Source organism: Streptomyces sp. NBC_01716 (assembly GCF_036248275.1).
GTDB lineage: Bacteria > Actinomycetota > Actinomycetes > Streptomycetales > Streptomycetaceae > Streptomyces.
Map to the genome: position 1 here is coordinate 7,297,203 of NZ_CP109181.1, position 17,771 is coordinate 7,314,973.

The 17,771-nt window shown below is 71.4% G+C and carries 16 protein-coding genes; 15 read left to right on the top strand and 1 reads right to left on the bottom strand.

The window, feature by feature from the left end:
- Positions 1 to 14 precede the first annotated feature (14 nt).
- Entirely contained in the window at positions 15 to 515 is a 501-nt protein-coding gene (gene bldD, locus OIE74_RS32250; protein ID WP_023542978.1) for a transcriptional regulator BldD, read from the bottom strand.
- A 216-nt stretch (positions 516 to 731) separates the two neighbouring features.
- On the opposite strand from bldD, the gene pyrR reads away from it, so the two are divergent.
- From pyrR to OIE74_RS32325, 15 genes are all read left to right on the top strand, one after another.
- Positions 732 to 1,322 (top strand): bifunctional pyr operon transcriptional regulator/uracil phosphoribosyltransferase PyrR, encoded by a 591-nt coding sequence (gene pyrR, locus OIE74_RS32255; RefSeq protein ID WP_329389943.1) that lies wholly within the window; start codon positions 732 to 734, stop codon positions 1,320 to 1,322.
- Between the two features lie 123 nt (positions 1,323 to 1,445).
- Positions 1,446 to 2,468 carry an aspartate carbamoyltransferase catalytic subunit gene (locus tag OIE74_RS32260; protein WP_329389945.1) on the top strand — a complete coding sequence of 341 codons (1,023 nt, stop codon included), beginning with the start codon at positions 1,446 to 1,448 and terminating at the stop codon, positions 2,466 to 2,468.
- 2 nt (positions 2,469 to 2,470) lie between these two features.
- A complete protein-coding gene (locus OIE74_RS32265) occupies positions 2,471 to 3,757 on the top strand; it encodes a dihydroorotase (protein ID WP_329389947.1) in 1,287 nt (428 codons plus the stop codon).
- An 11-nt stretch (positions 3,758 to 3,768) separates the two neighbouring features.
- Entirely contained in the window at positions 3,769 to 4,383 is a 615-nt protein-coding gene (locus OIE74_RS32270; RefSeq protein ID WP_329392526.1) for a PH-like domain-containing protein, read from the top strand.
- The gene (carA, locus tag OIE74_RS32275) at positions 4,380 to 5,546 is read left to right on the top strand and encodes a glutamine-hydrolyzing carbamoyl-phosphate synthase small subunit (RefSeq protein WP_329389949.1); all 1,167 of its coding nucleotides are present in this window, start codon (positions 4,380 to 4,382) and stop codon (positions 5,544 to 5,546) included. The genes OIE74_RS32270 and carA overlap by 4 nt, the downstream gene beginning before the upstream one ends.
- Complete coding sequence (gene carB / locus OIE74_RS32280; protein WP_329389951.1) at positions 5,539 to 8,853, top strand: carbamoyl-phosphate synthase large subunit; 3,315 nt, start codon at positions 5,539 to 5,541, stop codon at positions 8,851 to 8,853. The genes carA and carB overlap by 8 nt, the downstream gene beginning before the upstream one ends.
- 181 nt (positions 8,854 to 9,034) lie before the next feature.
- Positions 9,035 to 10,144 (top strand): quinone-dependent dihydroorotate dehydrogenase, encoded by a 1,110-nt coding sequence (locus OIE74_RS32285; RefSeq protein ID WP_329389953.1) that lies wholly within the window; start codon positions 9,035 to 9,037, stop codon positions 10,142 to 10,144.
- Complete coding sequence (gene pyrF / locus OIE74_RS32290) at positions 10,141 to 11,043, top strand: orotidine-5'-phosphate decarboxylase (RefSeq protein ID WP_329389955.1); 903 nt, start codon at positions 10,141 to 10,143, stop codon at positions 11,041 to 11,043. Before OIE74_RS32285 ends, pyrF begins: the two co-directional genes overlap by 4 nt.
- On the top strand, positions 11,040 to 11,186 hold the full coding sequence (locus OIE74_RS32295; protein ID WP_329389957.1) for a hypothetical protein: 147 nt from the start codon (positions 11,040 to 11,042) through the stop codon (positions 11,184 to 11,186). Before pyrF ends, OIE74_RS32295 begins: the two co-directional genes overlap by 4 nt.
- A gap of 113 nt (positions 11,187 to 11,299) precedes the next feature.
- Complete coding sequence (locus OIE74_RS32300) at positions 11,300 to 11,623, top strand: integration host factor (RefSeq protein ID WP_005319887.1); 324 nt, start codon at positions 11,300 to 11,302, stop codon at positions 11,621 to 11,623.
- A 38-nt stretch (positions 11,624 to 11,661) separates the two neighbouring features.
- A complete protein-coding gene (gene gmk, locus OIE74_RS32305) occupies positions 11,662 to 12,225 on the top strand; it encodes a guanylate kinase (RefSeq protein ID WP_329389960.1) in 564 nt (187 codons plus the stop codon).
- 80 nt (positions 12,226 to 12,305) lie between these two features.
- The gene (gene rpoZ / locus OIE74_RS32310) at positions 12,306 to 12,578 is read left to right on the top strand and encodes a DNA-directed RNA polymerase subunit omega (protein WP_023542989.1); all 273 of its coding nucleotides are present in this window, start codon (positions 12,306 to 12,308) and stop codon (positions 12,576 to 12,578) included.
- An 84-nt stretch (positions 12,579 to 12,662) separates the two neighbouring features.
- A complete protein-coding gene (gene coaBC / locus OIE74_RS32315) occupies positions 12,663 to 13,916 on the top strand; it encodes a bifunctional phosphopantothenoylcysteine decarboxylase/phosphopantothenate--cysteine ligase CoaBC (protein ID WP_443076292.1) in 1,254 nt (417 codons plus the stop codon).
- Positions 13,917 to 14,175: 259 nt separating this feature from the next.
- Complete coding sequence (gene metK, locus OIE74_RS32320) at positions 14,176 to 15,384, top strand: methionine adenosyltransferase (protein ID WP_329389964.1); 1,209 nt, start codon at positions 14,176 to 14,178, stop codon at positions 15,382 to 15,384.
- Between the two features lie 115 nt (positions 15,385 to 15,499).
- Positions 15,500 to 17,692, top strand: a complete 2,193-nt coding sequence (locus tag OIE74_RS32325) for a primosomal protein N' (RefSeq protein WP_443076293.1) — start codon at positions 15,500 to 15,502, stop codon at positions 17,690 to 17,692.
- The last annotated feature ends 79 nt before the right edge of the window (positions 17,693 to 17,771 follow it).

Consider the following 17,771-nt stretch of genomic DNA (forward strand, 5'->3'; position numbering starts at 1 on the left):
TCTGTACCGCGGTGTCAGCCCTCGTCGTGGGCCACGGCGCGGCGCGCGTCCGCGTCCAGCACACCCCAGCTGATCAGCTGCTCGGTGAGGACCGAGGGCGACTGGTCGTAGATGACCGCGAGGGTGCGCAGGTCGTCCTGGCGGATCGACAGCACCTTGCCGTTGTAGTCACCGCGCTGGCTCTGGATGGTCGCCGCGTAACGCTGGAGCGGGCCGGCCTTCTCCTGCGGGACATGGGCGAGACGCTCCAGGTCAAGAACGAGCTTCGGCGGCGGCTCGGCGGCCCCGCCCGGCGTGGTGCCCGGCAGGAGCTCCTGCACCGGCACACCGTAGAAGTCGGCCAGCTCGGCGAGGCGCTGCACGGTCACGGCGCGGTCGCCGCGCTCGTACGACCCCACCACCACGGCCTTCCAACGGCCCTGGGACTTCTCCTCCACGCCGTGGAGGGAGAGGCCCTGCTGGGTGCGGATGGCGCGGAGCTTGGCCCCGAGCTGCTTTGCGTATTCGCTGGACATAAGGCTCCCCGGACGCTGGGACAATCTGCGGCTCCGCCGCGTGGCTGGTAACTCACTGTGAGGTTACGCAGCGTGACTTGGATGCGTCAAGCCGAATGCCGCGGACCCGCCCCGCGACAAGTCCGGAAAAGGCCGCCGGACCTGGTAATGTCGACGGCGCAAATCCGACGTCCTTTAACGTCCGTCCCGTGAGGCGGAGAAGGAGGTCCGTTTCTTATGGACACGCACAGCTCTGATGCCGCCCGCCCCGTGCTTGAGGCGCCCGACATCGCACGGGCACTGACCCGTATCGCCCACGAGATCGTCGAACGCGCCAAGGGCGCCGACGACGTGGTTCTGCTCGGCATCCCGACCCGCGGCGTCTTCCTGGCCCGGCGGCTCGGCGAGAAGCTCGAAGAGATCACCGGCGGCAAGATCCCGGTCGGCTCCCTCGACATCACGATGTACCGGGACGACCTGCGCATGCGGCCCGCCCGCGCGCTGGCCCGCACCGACATCCCGGCCGACGGCGTCGACGGACGCCTCGTCGTCCTCGTGGACGACGTGCTCTTCTCCGGCCGCACCATCCGCGCCGCCCTCGACGCGCTCGGCGACATCGGCCGGCCGCGCGCCGTCCAGCTCGCCGTCCTCGTCGACCGCGGCCACCGCGAACTGCCCATCCGCGCGGACTACGTGGGCAAGAACCTCCCCACCTCGCTGCGCGAGACGGTCAAGGTGCAGCTCGCCGAGGAGGACGGCCGCGACACGGTGCTGCTCGGCCTGAAGAAGCCCGACCCGGCCGAGCCCGCCCCGGCCGGCGAGCAGTAGCGCGGTCCTCCCGTACGCCGCGGGCCGGCACAAGGCCGCGGCGTCGGCGCGCCCCGATGCCGCCGTGCCCGCCCGGGAGCACCCCGGACCCCGGAACCACCTCCACACAACGGAGCACCACCGATGTTGCGCCTCACAGGGGCAAGCCCCCGTACCCCCGGCCATCTGATCTCCGCCGCCGACCTCACCCGCGACGACGCCGTGCTGATCCTCGACACCGCCGAGGAGATGGCCCGGGTCGCCGACCGGCCCATCAAGAAGCTGCCGACGCTGCGCGGCCGTACGGTCGTCAACCTCTTCTTCGAGGACTCGACCCGCACCCGGATCTCCTTCGAGGCCGCCGCCAAACGCCTCTCCGCCGATGTCATCAACTTCTCGGCCAAGGGCTCGTCGGTCTCCAAAGGAGAGTCGCTCAAGGACACCGCGCTGACGCTGGAGGCGATGGGCGCCGACGCCGTCGTCATCCGCCACGGCTCCTCGGGTGCCCCGTACCGTCTCGCCAACTCCGGCTGGATCGACGGCGCCGTCATCAACGCCGGTGACGGCACGCACGAACACCCCACCCAGGCGCTGCTCGACGCCTTCACGATGCGCCGCAGGCTCGTCGGCGCCGACGCGGGCATCGGCAGGGACCTCGAAGGGTGCCGGATCACGATCGTCGGCGACATCCTGCACAGCCGCGTCGCCCGCTCCAACGTCCTGCTGCTGCACACGCTCGGCGCCGAGGTCACACTCGTCGCCCCGCCGACCCTGCTGCCGATCGGCGTCGAGCGGTGGCCCTGCGAGGTGTCGTACGACCTCGACCAGGTGCTGCCCAAGTCCGACGCCGTGATGATGCTCCGGGTCCAGCGCGAGCGGATGAACGCCGCCTTCTTCCCGACCGAGCGCGAGTACTCACGGCGCTACGGGCTCGACGGCGAGCGGATGGCCCGGATGCCCGACAACTCGATCGTCATGCACCCCGGCCCGATGAACCGCGGTATGGAGATCACCGCCGAGGTCGCCGACTCCGATCGCTGCACGGCCGTCGAACAGGTCGCCAACGGCGTCTCGACGCGGATGGCCGTCCTGTATCTGCTGCTGGGCGGCAACGAACCCGCCGTCACCCATTCCCGCGCGTCGTCCGCCACCGAGGAGAGCAAGTAACCATGAGCAAGACCCTGATCCGTGGCGCCAAGGTGCTCGGCGGCGAACCGTGCGACGTCCTCATCGACGGCACGGTCATCGAGCGGGTGGGCATCGGCATCGAGGCGGGTGACGCCACCGTCGTGGCGGCCGAGGGACAGATCCTGCTGCCCGGCCTGGTCGACCTGCACACGCATCTGCGCGAGCCCGGCCGCGAGGACTCCGAGACCGTCCTCACCGGCACCAGGGCGGCGGCTGTGGGCGGCTTCACCGCCGTACACGCGATGGCCAACACCTTCCCCGTCGCCGACACCGCCGGCGTCGTCGAGCAGGTCTGGCGGCTCGGCCGGGAGTCCGGCTACTGCGACGTCCAGCCCGTCGGGGCCGTCACCGTCGGCCTGGAGGGCAAGCAGCTCGCCGAACTCGGCGCCATGCACGACTCGGCCGCCGGGGTGCGGGTCTTCTCCGACGACGGCAAGTGCGTGGACGACGCGGTGATCATGCGCCGGGCCCTGGAGTACGTGAAGGCCTTCGACGGAGTCATCGCCCAGCACGCCCAGGAGCCCCGGCTCACCGAGGGCGCCCAGATGAACGAGGGCATCGTCTCGGCGGAGCTCGGCCTCGGCGGCTGGCCCGCCGTCGCCGAGGAGTCGATCATCGCCCGGGACGTCCTGCTGGCCGCCCATGTCGGCTCCCGCGTCCACATCTGCCATCTCTCCACGGCCGGTTCGGTCGAGATCATCCGGTGGGCCAAGTCGAAGGGCTGGAACGTCACCGCCGAGGTCACCCCGCACCATCTGCTGCTGACGGACGAACTCGTACGGAGCTACAACCCGCTCTACAAGGTGAACCCGCCGCTGCGTACCGAGGCCGACGTCCTGGCGCTGCGCGAGGCCCTCGCGGACGGCACGATCGACTGCGTCGCCACCGACCACGCCCCGCACCCGCACGAGGACAAGGACTGCGAGTGGGCGGCGGCGGCCATGGGCATGGTCGGCCTGGAGACCGCGCTCTCCGTCGTCCAGGAGACGATGGTCGACACCGGTCTCATCGACTGGGCGGGCGTCGCCGACCGGATGTCCGTGCGGCCCGCGCAGATCGGCCGTCTCGCCGGTCACGGCCGTCCCGTCTCGGCAGGTGAGCCCGCCAACCTCACGCTCGTCGATCCCGCTTACCGTGGAGTGGTGGACCCCGCGGGCTTCGCCTCCCGCAGCCGCAACACCCCCTACCAGGGCCGCGAGCTGCCGGGACGTGTAACCCACACCTTCCTGCGGGGCCGTGCCACGGTCGTCGACGGGAATCTGGCGTGAGCGCTGAACTGATCAATCTGGCCGCCGAGCAGAAGTCGGCGGAGGTGACCGACTGGGCCGCCCGCATCGGCTGGGCGGTGGGTCTGCTCCTGTTCATCGCTTTCGTGTACTGGCTGATGCGCCAGGGCTGGAAGTGGCGCGGGAGCCTCCAGTCCGACCTGCCGGAGCTGCCCCAGGCGCCGGAGGCCCCCGGAGACGTACGGCTGCGGCTCAGCGGCCGGTACCACGGCTCCACGACCGCCGGTCAGTGGCTGGACCGGATCGTCGCCCACGGCCTCGGCGTCCGCAGCCGGGTGGAGCTGACGCTCACCGACGCGGGCGTGACCGTCGTACGGCCCGGGGCCACCGACTTCTTCGTCCCGGCGGGCCAACTGCGCGCCGCCCGGCTCGACAAGGGCATCGCGGGCAAGGTACTCGCCGAGGGCGGACTGCTGATCCTCACCTGGCAGCACGGCGACCGGCTGCTCGACTCCGGCTTCCGCTCGGACCGCGCGGCGGAGCACACCGCCTGGGTCGATGCCGTCAACCTCATGAACCAGTCCATGACCACGGACGACGCACCGGCCACGGACGCGTCGGCCACCACGCACGGCGCACCATTCACGACGGAAGGCACCGCACGATGACCCTCTCCACCCGGGGAGCCGACCGGGCTCCCGCCGTACTCGTCCTGGAGGACGGCCGCAGCTTCCGCGGCCGTGCCTACGGGGCCGTGGGGGAGACCTTCGGCGAGGCGGTGTTCTCCACCGGCATGACCGGCTATCAGGAAACCCTCACCGACCCCTCGTACCACCGCCAGGTCGTCGTCATGACCGCCCCGCACATCGGCAACACCGGCGTCAACGACGAGGACGACGAGTCGGCCCGGATCTGGGTCGCCGGCTATGTCGTACGCGACCCCGCCCGTATCCCGTCCAACTGGCGCTCCCGGCGCCCCCTGGACGAGGAACTGGTACGGCAGGGCATCGTCGGCATCAGCGGTGTCGACACCCGCGCGCTCACCCGCCATCTGCGCGAGCGCGGCGCGATGCGCGTCGGCATCTTCTCCGGCGACGCCCTCGCCGGCGGCGCACCGGCGGACGACGCGGCGCTGACCGCGCGTGTCCGGCAGGCGCCCGGCATGAAGGGCGCGAACCTCTCCGCCGAGGTCGCCGCCACCGAGACGTACGTCGTCCCGGCCGTCGGCACCAAGCGGTTCACCGTCGCCGCCATCGACCTCGGCATCAAGGGCATGACCCCGAGGCGGATGGCCGAGCGCGGCATCGAGGTGCATGTCCTGCCCGCCACCGCCACCGTCGAGGACGTGTACGCGGTCGAGCCGGACGGCGTGTTCCTCTCCAACGGCCCCGGCGACCCCGCCACTGCCGACCTCACGGTGGTCAGGGGCGTGCTGGAGCGCGGCACCCCGCTCTTCGGCATCTGCTTCGGCAACCAACTCCTCGGCCGCGCACTGGGGTTCGGCACGTACAAGCTCAAGTACGGCCACCGCGGCATCAACCAGCCGGTGCAGGATCGTTCCACCGGCAAGGTCGAAGTCACCGCGCACAACCACGGGTTCGCCGTCGACGCCCCGCTCGACCGGATCTCCGACACCCCCTACGGCCGCGCCGAGGTCTCCCACGTCTGTCTCAACGACAACGTGGTCGAGGGGCTCAGGCTGCTCGACCGGCCGGTCTTCAGCGTCCAGTACCACCCCGAGGCGGCCGCCGGCCCGCACGACGCCGCGTACCTCTTCGACCGCTTCACGTCTTCGATGGAAACAGTCCCGATGGAGGGCCCGCGTGCCTAAACGCTCCGATATCCGGTCCGTCCTGGTCATCGGCTCGGGCCCGATCGTCATCGGCCAGGCGGCCGAGTTCGACTACTCGGGCACCCAGGCCTGCCGCGTCCTCAAGGCCGAAGGCCTGCGCGTCATCCTCGTCAACTCCAACCCGGCCACGATCATGACCGACCCGGAGATCGCCGACGCCACGTACGTCGAGCCGATCACGCCCGAGTTCGTCGAGAAGATCATCGCCAAGGAGCGGCCCGACGCGCTGCTGCCCACCCTCGGCGGCCAGACCGCGCTCAACACCGCGATCTCCATGCACGAGAACGGCGTCCTGGAGAAGTACGGCGTCGAGCTCATCGGCGCCAACGTCGAAGCCATCAACAAGGGCGAGGACCGCGACCTCTTCAAGGGCGTCGTGGAGGCAGTCAACGCCAAGATCGGACACGGCGAGTCCGCCCGCTCCGTCATCTGCCACACGATGGACGACATCCTGGCCGGCGTCGGCGAACTGGGCGGCTACCCCGTCGTCGTACGCCCCTCCTTCACCATGGGCGGCGCCGGCTCCGGCTTCGCCCACGACGAGGACGAGCTGCGCCGGATCGCCGGACAGGGCCTGATGCTCTCGCCGACCACCGAGGTGCTCCTGGAGGAGTCCATCCTCGGCTGGAAGGAGTACGAACTGGAGCTGATGCGCGACAAGCACGACAACGTCGTGGTCGTCTGCTCCATCGAGAACTTCGACCCGATGGGCGTCCACACCGGCGACTCGATCACCGTCGCGCCCGCCATGACCCTCACCGACCGCGAGTACCAGCGGCTGCGCGACATCGGCATCGCGATCATCCGCGAGGTCGGCGTCGACACCGGCGGCTGCAACATCCAGTTCGCCGTCGACCCGGTGGACGGCCGGATCATCGTCATCGAGATGAACCCGCGCGTCTCGCGTTCCTCCGCGCTCGCCTCCAAGGCCACCGGCTTCCCGATCGCCAAGATCGCCGCGCGTCTCGCCGTCGGCTACACGCTGGACGAGATCCCCAACGACATCACCGAGAAGACCCCGGCGTCCTTCGAGCCGACCCTCGACTACGTCGTGGTGAAGGTCCCGCGGTTCGCCTTCGAGAAGTTCCCCGCCGCCGACGCCACCCTCACCACCACCATGAAGTCGGTGGGCGAGGCCATGGCGATCGGCCGCAACTTCACCGAGGCGCTCCAGAAGGCGCTGCGCTCCCTGGAGAAGAAGGGCAGCCAGTTCGCCTTCACCGGGGACGACCTCGGTACGAAGGCCGACTTGCTGGAGCTGGCCAAGGTCCCCACCGACGGCCGGATCAACACCGTCATGCGGGCGATCCGGGCCGGGGCGAGCCAGGAGGAGGTCTTCGAAGCGACGAAGATCGACCCGTGGTTCGTCGACCAGCTCTTCCTGATCAAGGAGTACGCGGACGAGCTCGCCGCCGCCGACCGGCTCGGCCCCGAACTCCTCGCCGAGGCCAAGCGGCACGGCTTCTCCGACGCCCAGATCGCCGAGATCCGGGGGCTGCGCGAGGACGTCGTACGCGAGGTGCGGCACGCCCTCGGCGTGCGCCCCGTCTACAAGACGGTCGACACGTGCGCCGCCGAATTCGCCGCCAGGACCCCGTACTTCTACTCCTCGTACGACGAGGAGAGCGAGGTCGCGCCGCGCGAGAAGCCCGCCGTGATCATCCTCGGCTCCGGCCCCAACCGCATCGGCCAGGGCATCGAGTTCGACTACTCCTGCGTGCACGCCTCCTTCGCGCTCACCGCCGCCGGATACGAGACCGTGATGGTCAACTGCAACCCGGAGACCGTCTCCACCGACTACGACACCTCCGACCGGCTCTACTTCGAGCCGCTCACCCTGGAGGACGTCCTGGAGATCGTCCACGCGGAGACCCTGGCCGGGCCCGTCGCGGGCGTCATCGTCCAGCTCGGCGGCCAGACACCGCTCGGCCTCGCCCAGGCGCTCAAGGACAACGGCGTCCCCGTCGTCGGCACGCCCCCGGAGGCCATCCATGCCGCCGAGGACCGCGGCGCCTTCGGCCGGGTCCTCGCCGAGGCCGGGCTGCCCGCGCCCAAGCACGGCACGGCCACGACCTTCGACGAGGCCAAGGCCATCGCCGACGAGATCGGCTACCCCGTACTTGTCCGCCCCTCGTACGTGCTCGGCGGACGCGGCATGGAGATCGTGTACGACGAGACCCGCCTCTCCTCGTACATCGCCGAGTCCACCGAGATCAGCCCCACCCGCCCCGTCCTGGTGGACCGCTTCCTGGACGACGCCATCGAGATCGACGTCGACGCGCTCTACGACGGGACGGAGCTGTATCTGGGCGGCGTCATGGAGCACATCGAGGAAGCCGGCATCCACTCCGGCGACTCGGCGTGCGCCCTGCCCCCGATCACCCTCGGCGGCTTCGACATCAAGCGGCTGCGCGCCTCCACCGAGGCCATCGCGCGCGGAGTCGGCGTCCGGGGCCTGATCAACATCCAGTTCGCGCTGGCCGGGGACATCCTCTACGTCCTGGAGGCCAACCCGCGCGCCTCGCGCACCGTGCCCTTCACCTCCAAGGCCACGGCCGTGCCCCTGGCCAAGGCCGCCGCCCGGATCTCGCTCGGCGCCACGATCGCCGACCTCCGTACGGAGGGCCTGCTGCCGGCGAGCGGCGACGGCGGCACCCTGCCCATGGACGCGCCGATCTCCGTCAAGGAGGCCGTCATGCCGTGGTCGCGCTTCCGCGACATCCACGGACGCGGCGTCGACACCGTGCTCGGCCCGGAGATGCGCTCCACCGGCGAGGTCATGGGCATCGACTCCGTCTTCGGCACGGCGTACGCCAAGTCGCAGGCAGGGGCGTACGGCCCGCTTCCCACGAAGGGCCGCGCCTTCATCTCCGTCGCCAACCGCGACAAGCGCTCGATGATCTTCCCGGCGCGTGAACTGGTCGCGCACGGCTTCGAACTGCTCGCCACCTCCGGCACCGCCGAGGTCCTGCGGCGCAACGGCATCAACGCGACGATCGTGCGCAAGCAGTTCGAGGGCGCCGGGCCGAACGGCGAGAAGACCATCGTCCAGCTCATCCACGACGGGGAGGTCGACCTCATCGTCAACACCCCCTACGGCACCGGCGGCCGGCTGGACGGCTACGAGATCCGTACGGCGGCCGTGGCGCGCGGCGTCCCCTGCCTGACGACGGTGCAGGCGCTCGCGGCCGCCGTCCAGGGCATCGACGCGCTCAACCACGGTGACGTGGGCGTCCGTTCACTTCAGGAACACGCCCGTCACCTCATCGCCGCCCGCGAAGAGTAGGTCCTGTCCGACGCGGTTCCCCCAAGGCGAGGAGCGTGCTCTTGCGTCGGTGGGGTCATTCGAGTGCGTCCGGTACGAGAATGATCCTCCGTCACGCGAGGGCACGCACCGGCGCCCCGCGCCCCGCCCCGCCGGCGGACGGCGCCATTCGTCAGACACGACCCAGAGGAGCCCGCCCCTCATGTACCGACTCTTCTTCCGGCTCTTCTTCCGGCGGATGGACCCGGAGCAGGCCCACCAGCTGGCCTTCCGCTGGATCCGGTTCGTCGTCGGCGTCCCCGTCCTGCGTACGTTCGTCGCCGCCGCGCTCGCCCCTCGTTACAAGGAGCTGCGCACCGAGGCCTTCGGGCTGCGGATGCACGGTCCCTTCGGTCTCGCCGCCGGCTTCGACAAGAACGCCGTCGCCATCGACGCCATGAGCATGCTCGGCTTCGACCATGTCGAGATCGGCACGGTCACCGGCCGGCCGCAGCGGGGCAACCCCCCGCAGCGGCTGTTCCGGCTGCCCGCCGACCGGGCGCTGATCAACCGCATGGGCTTCAACAACGACGGATCGGCGACCATCGCCCTGCGCCTCGCCACGCGCCGGGAGATCTTCCGTACGACGGTCGGCGTCAACATCGGCAAGACCAAGGCGATCCCGGACGAGAGCGCGATCGGCGACTACGTGACGTCGACCGAGCGCCTGGCCGCCCACGCCGACTACCTCGTCGTCAACGTCTCGTCCCCCAACACCCCAGGCCTGCGCGACCTCCAGGCCGTCGACCAGCTTCGTCCGCTCCTGACAGCCGTACGCGAGGCCGCCGACCGCGTGGCCACCGAGCGGCGCGTCCCGCTGCTGGTCAAGATCGCCCCCGACCTCGCCGACGAGGACATCGACGCCGTCGCCGACCTGGCCGTCGAGCTGGGCCTGGACGGCATCATCGCCACGAACACCACCATCGCCCGGCAGGGTCTCGGGCTGAAGACGGCCCCGTCCCTGCTCGCCGAGGCCGGCGGACTGTCCGGAGCGCCCCTGAAGGAGCGCTCGCTGGAGGTCCTGCGCCGGCTGTACGGCCGGGTGGGGGACAGGATCACCCTGGTCGGCGTGGGCGGCATCGAGAACGCCGAGGACGCCTGGCAGCGGATCCTGGCGGGCGCGACGCTCGTCCAGGGCTACAGCGCCTTCATCTACCAGGGCCCGTTCTGGAGCCGGGGCATCCACAAGGGGCTCGCCGCCCGGCTGGCCACCAGCGAGTACGCCACCCTCGCCGACGCCGTCGGCGCCGACACCAGGAAGGTGCGCGCATGAACGCATCCGCATCCGCATCCGCATCAGAAGCCGGGGCCGGGGCCGAGCCCTTCGGCGCACGCCTGCGCCGCGCCATGGACACCCGGGGGCCGCTCTGTGTGGGCATCGACCCGCACAGCTCGCTGCTGCACGCCTGGGGCCTGAGCGACGACGTCGCGGGTCTGACGGCCTTCACGCGGACGGTCGTCGAGGCGCTGGCCGACCGCGTGGCCGTACTGAAGCCGCAGTCCGCGTTCTTCGAGCGGTTCGGCTCGCGCGGCGTCGCCGTCCTGGAGGAGGCGGTCGCCGAGGCCCGCGCCGCCGGTGCGCTCGTCCTGATGGACGCCAAGCGCGGCGACATCGGCTCCACCATGGCCGCGTACGCCGCCACGTACCTCGACAAGGACAGCCCGCTCTTCTCGGACGCCGTCACGGTCTCGCCGTACCTCGGTTTCGGCTCGCTCCGGCCCGCCCTGGACGCGGCGCGGATCAGCGGCTCCGGTCTCTTCGTGCTCGCCCTCACCTCCAACCCGGAGGGCGCCGAGGTCCAGCGGGCCATCACCGCCGGCGGCCCCTCGGTCGCCCAGGTGATGCTCGACCATCTCTCGGCGGAGAACGCCGGGGTGACACCCCTCGGGTCGGTCGGCGCCGTCGTCGGGGCGACCCTCGGCGAGGCCGGCGTGAATCTCGCCGTCAACGGTCCGCTCCTCGCCCCCGGCATCGGGGCTCAGGGCGCGACCCCCGCGGATCTCCCCGGGGTGTTCGGCACGGCCGTCCGAAATGTGGTGCCGAGTGTGAGCCGTGGGGTACTCCGTGCCGGTCCGGATGTTTACGCCCTGCGTGCGGCGGCGGAGCGGTTCAGCGACGAGGTCCGGACCGCTGTCGAGGGCGCCGCCGACGGCGCGGAAGGAGCGCGGTGACGCGGCTCGAACGCGGATTCTGCGCCGATCCGTCGTCGATTCAGGAAGAAAAGCAGGTTGTTTTGCCTGAAATGTCCTGGTCGAGCGATGCTGACCAGGACTTTTCGGCTGTTCTCGCTGACGAGAGCTGTCTTCACCGCTAGTCTCCGTCGAGAGCCAACGTGCGGAGGTCTCGCCCGTTGCTCGCCCTGGTGTGGGGCGACCCCGTTCCTCACCGGTCCGTATCCGACAGTTCGACATCCGAGGTGACGTAGGCGTGGCTCTTCCGCCCCTTACCCCTGAACAGCGCGCAGCCGCGCTCGAAAAGGCCGCCGCGGCTCGCCGGGAGCGGGCCGAGGTCAAGAATCGACTCAAGCACTCCGGCGCCTCCCTCCACGAGGTCATCAAGCAGGGTCAGGAGAACGACGTCATCGGCAAGATGAAGGTCTCCGCCCTCCTCGAATCCCTGCCCGGCGTGGGCAAGGTGCGCGCCAAGCAGATCATGGAGCGGCTCGGCATCTCCGAGAGCCGCCGTGTGCGGGGTCTCGGCTCCAACCAGATCGCGTCGCTGGAACGCGAGTTCGGCGGCGGTGCCGCCTGACGTTCCGGGGCACTCCCGGGAACCTGGATAATCACTGCATGGCACCAGAGGTACGTCCGCGGCTGACCGTGCTCTCCGGCCCCTCGGGGGTCGGCAAGAGCACGGTCGTCGCCCATATGCGCAAGGTCCACCCCGAGGTATGGCTCTCGGTGTCGGCCACCACCAGAAAGCCGCGTCCCGGTGAACGCAACGGGGTCCAGTACTTCTTCGTCGGCGACGAGGAGTTCGACAAGCTGGTCGCCAACGGTGAGCTGCTGGAATGGGCGGAGTTCGCGGGCAACCGCTACGGCACGCCGCGTCGCGCGGTGCTCGAACGCCTGGAGGCGGGCGAGCCCGTGCTCCTGGAGATCGATCTCCAGGGCGCGCGGCAGGTCAAGGACTCGATGCCGGACTCACAGCTGATCTTCCTGGCGCCGCCGAGCTGGGACGAGCTGGTCCGCCGGCTGACCGGCCGGGGCACCGAGTCGCCCGAGGTGATCGAGCGCCGGCTGGTGGCCGCGAAGGTGGAGCTGGCCGCCGAGTCGGAGTTCGACACCAGCCTGGTGAACACCTCCGTCGAGGACGTGGCCCGCGAGCTGCTAGCCTTGATGGCAGTTGCCTGACCTCTGTCTGCTTTCGCGCAGCCGTCGGTAGCACCCGGTATTTCCTGTATTTCCCTGATTTATCTTCGGAAGGCAAGAGAGTGTCCTCTTCCATTTCCACGCCCGAGGGCATCATCAACCCGCCGATCGACGAGCTTCTCGAGGCCACGGACTCGAAGTACAGCCTCGTGATCTACGCGGCCAAGCGCGCGCGTCAGATCAACGCGTACTACTCGCAGCTCGGCGAGGGCCTGCTCGAGTACGTCGGTCCGCTGGTGGACACCCACGTCCACGAGAAGCCGCTCTCGATCGCCCTGCGTGAGATCAACGCGGGTCTGCTGACGTCCGAGGCCATCGACGGCCCGGCGCAGTAACGGCGACAAGTTCCTTATCCCACAGGCCCGGCAGCGCGACTGCCGGGCCTGTGGTGTGTCATAGGGGAAGACGAATCCAACCGATTGCGGGGAGACACGGTGGACCAGGCGGAGCGGTCGCAGGGGCCGGGCGGCAGGCCGAGGGTCGTCCTCGGGGTGAGCGGCGGGATCGCCGCGTACAAGGCGTGCGAACTGCTGCGCCGCCTCACCGAGTCGGGCCACGACGTACGGGTCGTCCCGACCGCGTCCGCCCTGCACTTCGTCGGCGCGGCCACCTGGTCCGCGCTCTCCGGCCACCCCGTCTCCACGGAGGTCTGGTCGGACGTCCACGAGGTGCCGCACGTACGCATTGGACAGTCCGCCGACCTCGTCGTCGTCGCCCCCGCCACCGCCGACATGCTGGCCAAGGCGGCCCAGGGCCTGGCGGACGACCTGCTGACCAACACGCTCCTCACCGCGCGCTGCCCGGTGGTCTTCGCCCCGGCCATGCACACCGAGATGTGGGAGCACCCCGCCACCCAGGCGAACGTCGCGACCCTGCGCGAGCGCGGAGCCGTCGTCATCGAGCCCGCCGTCGGCCGTCTCACCGGCGTCGACACCGGCAAGGGGCGGCTGCCCGACCCCGACGCGATCTTCGAGGTCTGCCGCCGGGTCCTGGCGCGCGGGGTGACCGTGCCCGATCTGGCCGGCCGGCATGTCGTCGTCTCCGCCGGCGGCACGCGTGAGCCGCTCGACCCCGTGCGCTTCCTCGGCAACCGCTCCTCCGGGAAGCAGGGGTACGCCCTGGCCCGTACGGCGGCGGCCCGCGGCGCCCGCGTCACCCTCATCGAGGCAAACACCGGGCTGCCCGACCCGGCCGGCGTCGACATCGTGCGCGTCGGCACCGCCGTACAACTGCGCGAGGCCGTCCTGAAGGCGGCGGCCGACGCCGACGCCGTGGTCATGGCCGCGGCCGTGGCCGATTTCCGCCCCGCCGAGTACGCCGCGGGCAAGATCAAGAAGAAGGACGGCGCGGAGCCCGCGCCGATCGTGCTGGTCCGCAACCCGGACATCCTCGCTGAGCTCGGCGCGGAGCGGCCCAGGCCGGGGCAGGTGATCGTCGGATTCGCCGCCGAGACGGACGACGTGCTCGCCAACGGCCGCGCGAAGCTGCGCCGCAAGGGCTGCGATCTGCTGGTCGTCAACGAGGTGGGGGAGCGCAAGACCTTCGGCGCCGACGAGAACGAGGCGGTGATCCTGGCCGCGGACGGCGGCGAGACGCCGGTGCCCCACGGTCCCAAGGAGGCGCTCGCCGACACGGTCTGGGACCTGGTCGTACCCTCGCTCGGGTCCGTCTAGGCGAACGGCAAGTTAATTCTTGGTTCCCCCTTTCGGGTGGCCAAAAACCGCTCAAACCAGGGCTTCCAGGTCGGGATGGGGGGCGATCGGCGCATCGCAGGACGGAGTGAGTGCCTCAACGCGACTCCCATAGTCCGAGACGCCTGGACCTTCTGAGCCATCGGCCGGATAAACTGGCCGAGGCACGACGCAGGGGCGCAGCTCCCCGGTCGTTCCGACAAGGATCCAGCCAGCAGCCGCTGCAACCCCAGGGAGCGATGTGTCGCGCCGTCTGTTCACTTCGGAGTCCGTGACCGAAGGTCATCCTGACAAGATCGCTGACCAGATCAGCGACACGATTCTCGACGCGCTCCTGCGCGAGGACCCCACCTCCCGGGTCGCCGTGGAGACACTGATCACCACGGGTCTGGTCCATGTGGCCGGCGAGGTCACCACCAAGGCGTACGCGCCGATCGCCAAGCTCGTGCGCGACAAGGTGCTGGAGATCGGCTACGACTCCTCCAAGAAGGGCTTCGACGGCGCCTCCTGCGGCGTGTCCGTGTCCATCGGCGCGCAGTCCCCGGACATCGCGCAGGGCGTCGACACCGCGTACGAGAAGCGGGTCGGCGGAGAGGAGGACGAGCTCGACAAGCAGGGCGCCGGCGACCAGGGCCTGATGTTCGGCTACGCGTGCGACGAGACGCCCGAGCTGATGCCGCTCCCGATCCACCTCGCCCACCGGCTCTCGCGCCGGCTGTCCGAGGTCCGCAAGAACGGGACCATCCCCTACCTGCGTCCCGACGGCAAGACCCAGGTCACCATCGAGTACGAGGGCGACAAGGCCGCCCGTCTCGACACTGTGGTCGTCTCCTCGCAGCACGCGTCGGACATCGACCTGGACTCGCTCCTGGCACCCGACATCCGCGAGTTCGTCGTCGAGCACGTGATCGGGCAGCTCCTCGAAGACGGCATCAAGCTGGAGACCGAGGGCTACCGCCTGCTGGTCAACCCCACGGGCCGCTTCGAGATCGGCGGCCCGATGGGCGACGCCGGGCTCACCGGCCGCAAGATCATCATCGACACCTACGGCGGCATGGCCCGCCACGGCGGCGGCGCCTTCTCCGGCAAGGACCCGTCCAAGGTGGACCGCAGCGCCGCGTACGCGATGCGCTGGGTCGCGAAGAACGTGGTCGCCGCCGGCCTGGCCGCGCGCTGCGAGGTCCAGGTCGCGTACGCGATCGGCAAGGCCGAGCCGGTGGGCCTGTTCGTCGAGACCTTCGGCACCGCCACGGTCGACGTCGAGAAGATCGAGCAGGCCATCGCCACGGTCTTCGACCTGCGCCCGGCCGCGATCATCCGCGACCTCGACCTGCTCCGCCCGATCTACGCCCAGACGGCGGCCTACGGCCACTTCGGCCGCGAGGAGCCCGACTTCACGTGGGAGCGCACGGACCGTGTGGACGCCCTGCGCGCGGCGGTCGGTCTGTAAGGCGTCGCCTTACGTCCAACGGGACGGGCCCCGGCACCACTGGTGCCGGGGCCCGTTGCCGTACGCCGGTGGACGCGCCCCCGTGAGCCGGCGGGGTCCCTCGTGACCAGCCCCGATGTCGGTGGTGTCTGGTAAGAATTTGGCTGTGAGCAGCGACGACGAGCATCCCGACGAGCAGGCCGAGGAGGAGTCCGCCGGGGACGGCGGGCCGGAGCAGCTCGCGCTCATCCGGGAGACCGTGCGGGCCGCCAAGGTGCCGAGGGCCAAGCCGCGGACATGGCGGGGGGCGCCGCTGGCGGGGGAGCTGCCCGTCGCGCGGGTTGTCGTGAACAAGGGCGTGCTGCATCTCGATCAGTTCTTCGACTACGCCGTGCCCGAGGAGCTGGACGAGGCCGCGCAGCCGGGGGTGCGGGTGCGGGTGCGGTTCGGGGCCGGGGCGCACCAGGTGCGGGGCGGGCGGCGTGAGGGCGGGCGGCTGATCGACGGGTTCATCGTCGAGCGGCGGGCCGAGTCCGACTACGCGGGGCCGCTCGCCGCGCTGGCCGGTGTGGTGTCGCCGGAGCCGGTGCTCAGCCCCGAGCTGCTGGGGCTCGCGCGGGCGGTCGCCGACCGTTACGCGGGCAGCCTCGCCGATGTCCTGCAACTGGCGGTGCCGCCGAGGAACGCGCGCGCGGAGGCCAAGCCGTCGCCGGACCCGCTGCCGTCGCCGGCCCGGCCGGCGACGGGTACCTGGGAGCGGTACGCGAAGGGCCCGGCCTTCCTGGACGCGCTCGCCGACGGCGGCGCCCCGCGCGCGGTGTGGACCGCGCTACCAGGACCGCACTGGGCGCAGGAGCTGGCGCGGGCCGTCGCGGCGACGCTCGCGTCCGGGCGCGGGGCCCTCGTCGTCGTCCCGGACGGCCGGGTGGCCGCCCGGGTCGACACCGCGCTCACGGAGCTGCTCGGCGAGGGACACCACGCGCTGCTCACCGCGGAGGCGGGGCCGCAGAAGCGGTACGGCCAGTGGCTCGCCGTCCGGCGCGGCTCGGTCCGGGCCGTGGTGGGGACCCGCGCGGCCATGTTCGCACCCGTGCCGAATCTCGGGCTCGTCGCCATCTGGGACGACGGCGACTCCAGCCACAGCGAGCTCCACGCGCCGCAGCCGCACGCTCGGGAGGTCCTGCTGCTGCGCGCCGCCCACGACAGGTGCGCCTTCCTCCTGGGCAGCACCGGATGCACCGTGGAGGCGGCCCAACTGGTCGAGACCGGCTGGGCGTTGCCCATGACGGCGGACCGGGAGCGGTTCCGCACGGCCGCGCCCCTGGTGCGGACAGTCGGGGACGGGGAGCTGGCCCGTGACGAGGCCGCGCGCGCGGCCCGGCTGCCGAGCCTCGCCTGGCAGGCCGTCAGGGACGGGCTCAGGACCGGCCCGGTCCTCGTGCAGGTGCCCCGGCGCGGCTATGTGCCCCGGCTCGGCTGCGAGCGCTGCCGCGCGCCGGCCCGGTGCCGCCACTGCGCGGGCCCCCTGGAGGCGTCCGGGCAGCGGGAGTTGCACTGCGCGTGGTGCGGACGCGACGAGCCCGCCTGGCGCTGCGCGGAGTGCGGCGGTACGCGGCTGCGCGCCAGCGTCGTCGGGGCGCGGCGTACGGCCGAGGAGCTGGGCCGTGCCTTCCCGGCGGTCCCGGTGCGTACGTCGGGCCGCGACCACGTCCTCGACACCGTGCCCGGCCGTCCCGCCCTGGTGGTGAGCACGCCGGGCGCCGAGCCCGTCGCCGAGGACGGCTACGCGGCGGCGCTGCTCCTCGACGGCTGGGCGATGCTGGGGCGGCCCGACCTGCGCGCGGGGGAGGAGGCGCTACGGCGCTGGCTGCACGCCGCGTCGCTGGTCCGGGGCCAGGGCGACGGCGGCACGGTCGTGGTCGTGGCCGAGCCCACGCTGCGGCCCGTGCAGGCGCTCGTGCGGTGGGACCCCGTGGGCCACGCCCAGCGCGAGCTGGCCGAGCGGGCGGAGCTGGGTTTCCCCCCGGTGTCCCGGATGGCGGCGGTGTCCGGCAGGCCCGACGCGGTGGCCGCGTTCCTCGGCCTCGCCGAACTGCCGCCCGACGCCGAGGTCCTGGGGCCCGTGGCGCTGCCGGTCACGGACCCGGCCCGGCCCCGTACGACCGGCGCCCCGCCCCCCGGCGAGGTGTGGGAGCGCGCGCTGCTGCGGGTGCCCCCCGGCAGCGGCGCGGCGCTGGCGGCGGCCCTCAAGTCGGCCCAGGCGAGCCGCATGGCACGCGGTGGCGGCGATCCGGTACGGATCCGGATCGATCCCCCGGACATCGGCTGACACGGCCCAGGCCGGACGGTTCGTTCCCGGGCGCCGGCCCCGCCGCCCGTACGGCAGGTCCGGCGCCCGGGAACGAACC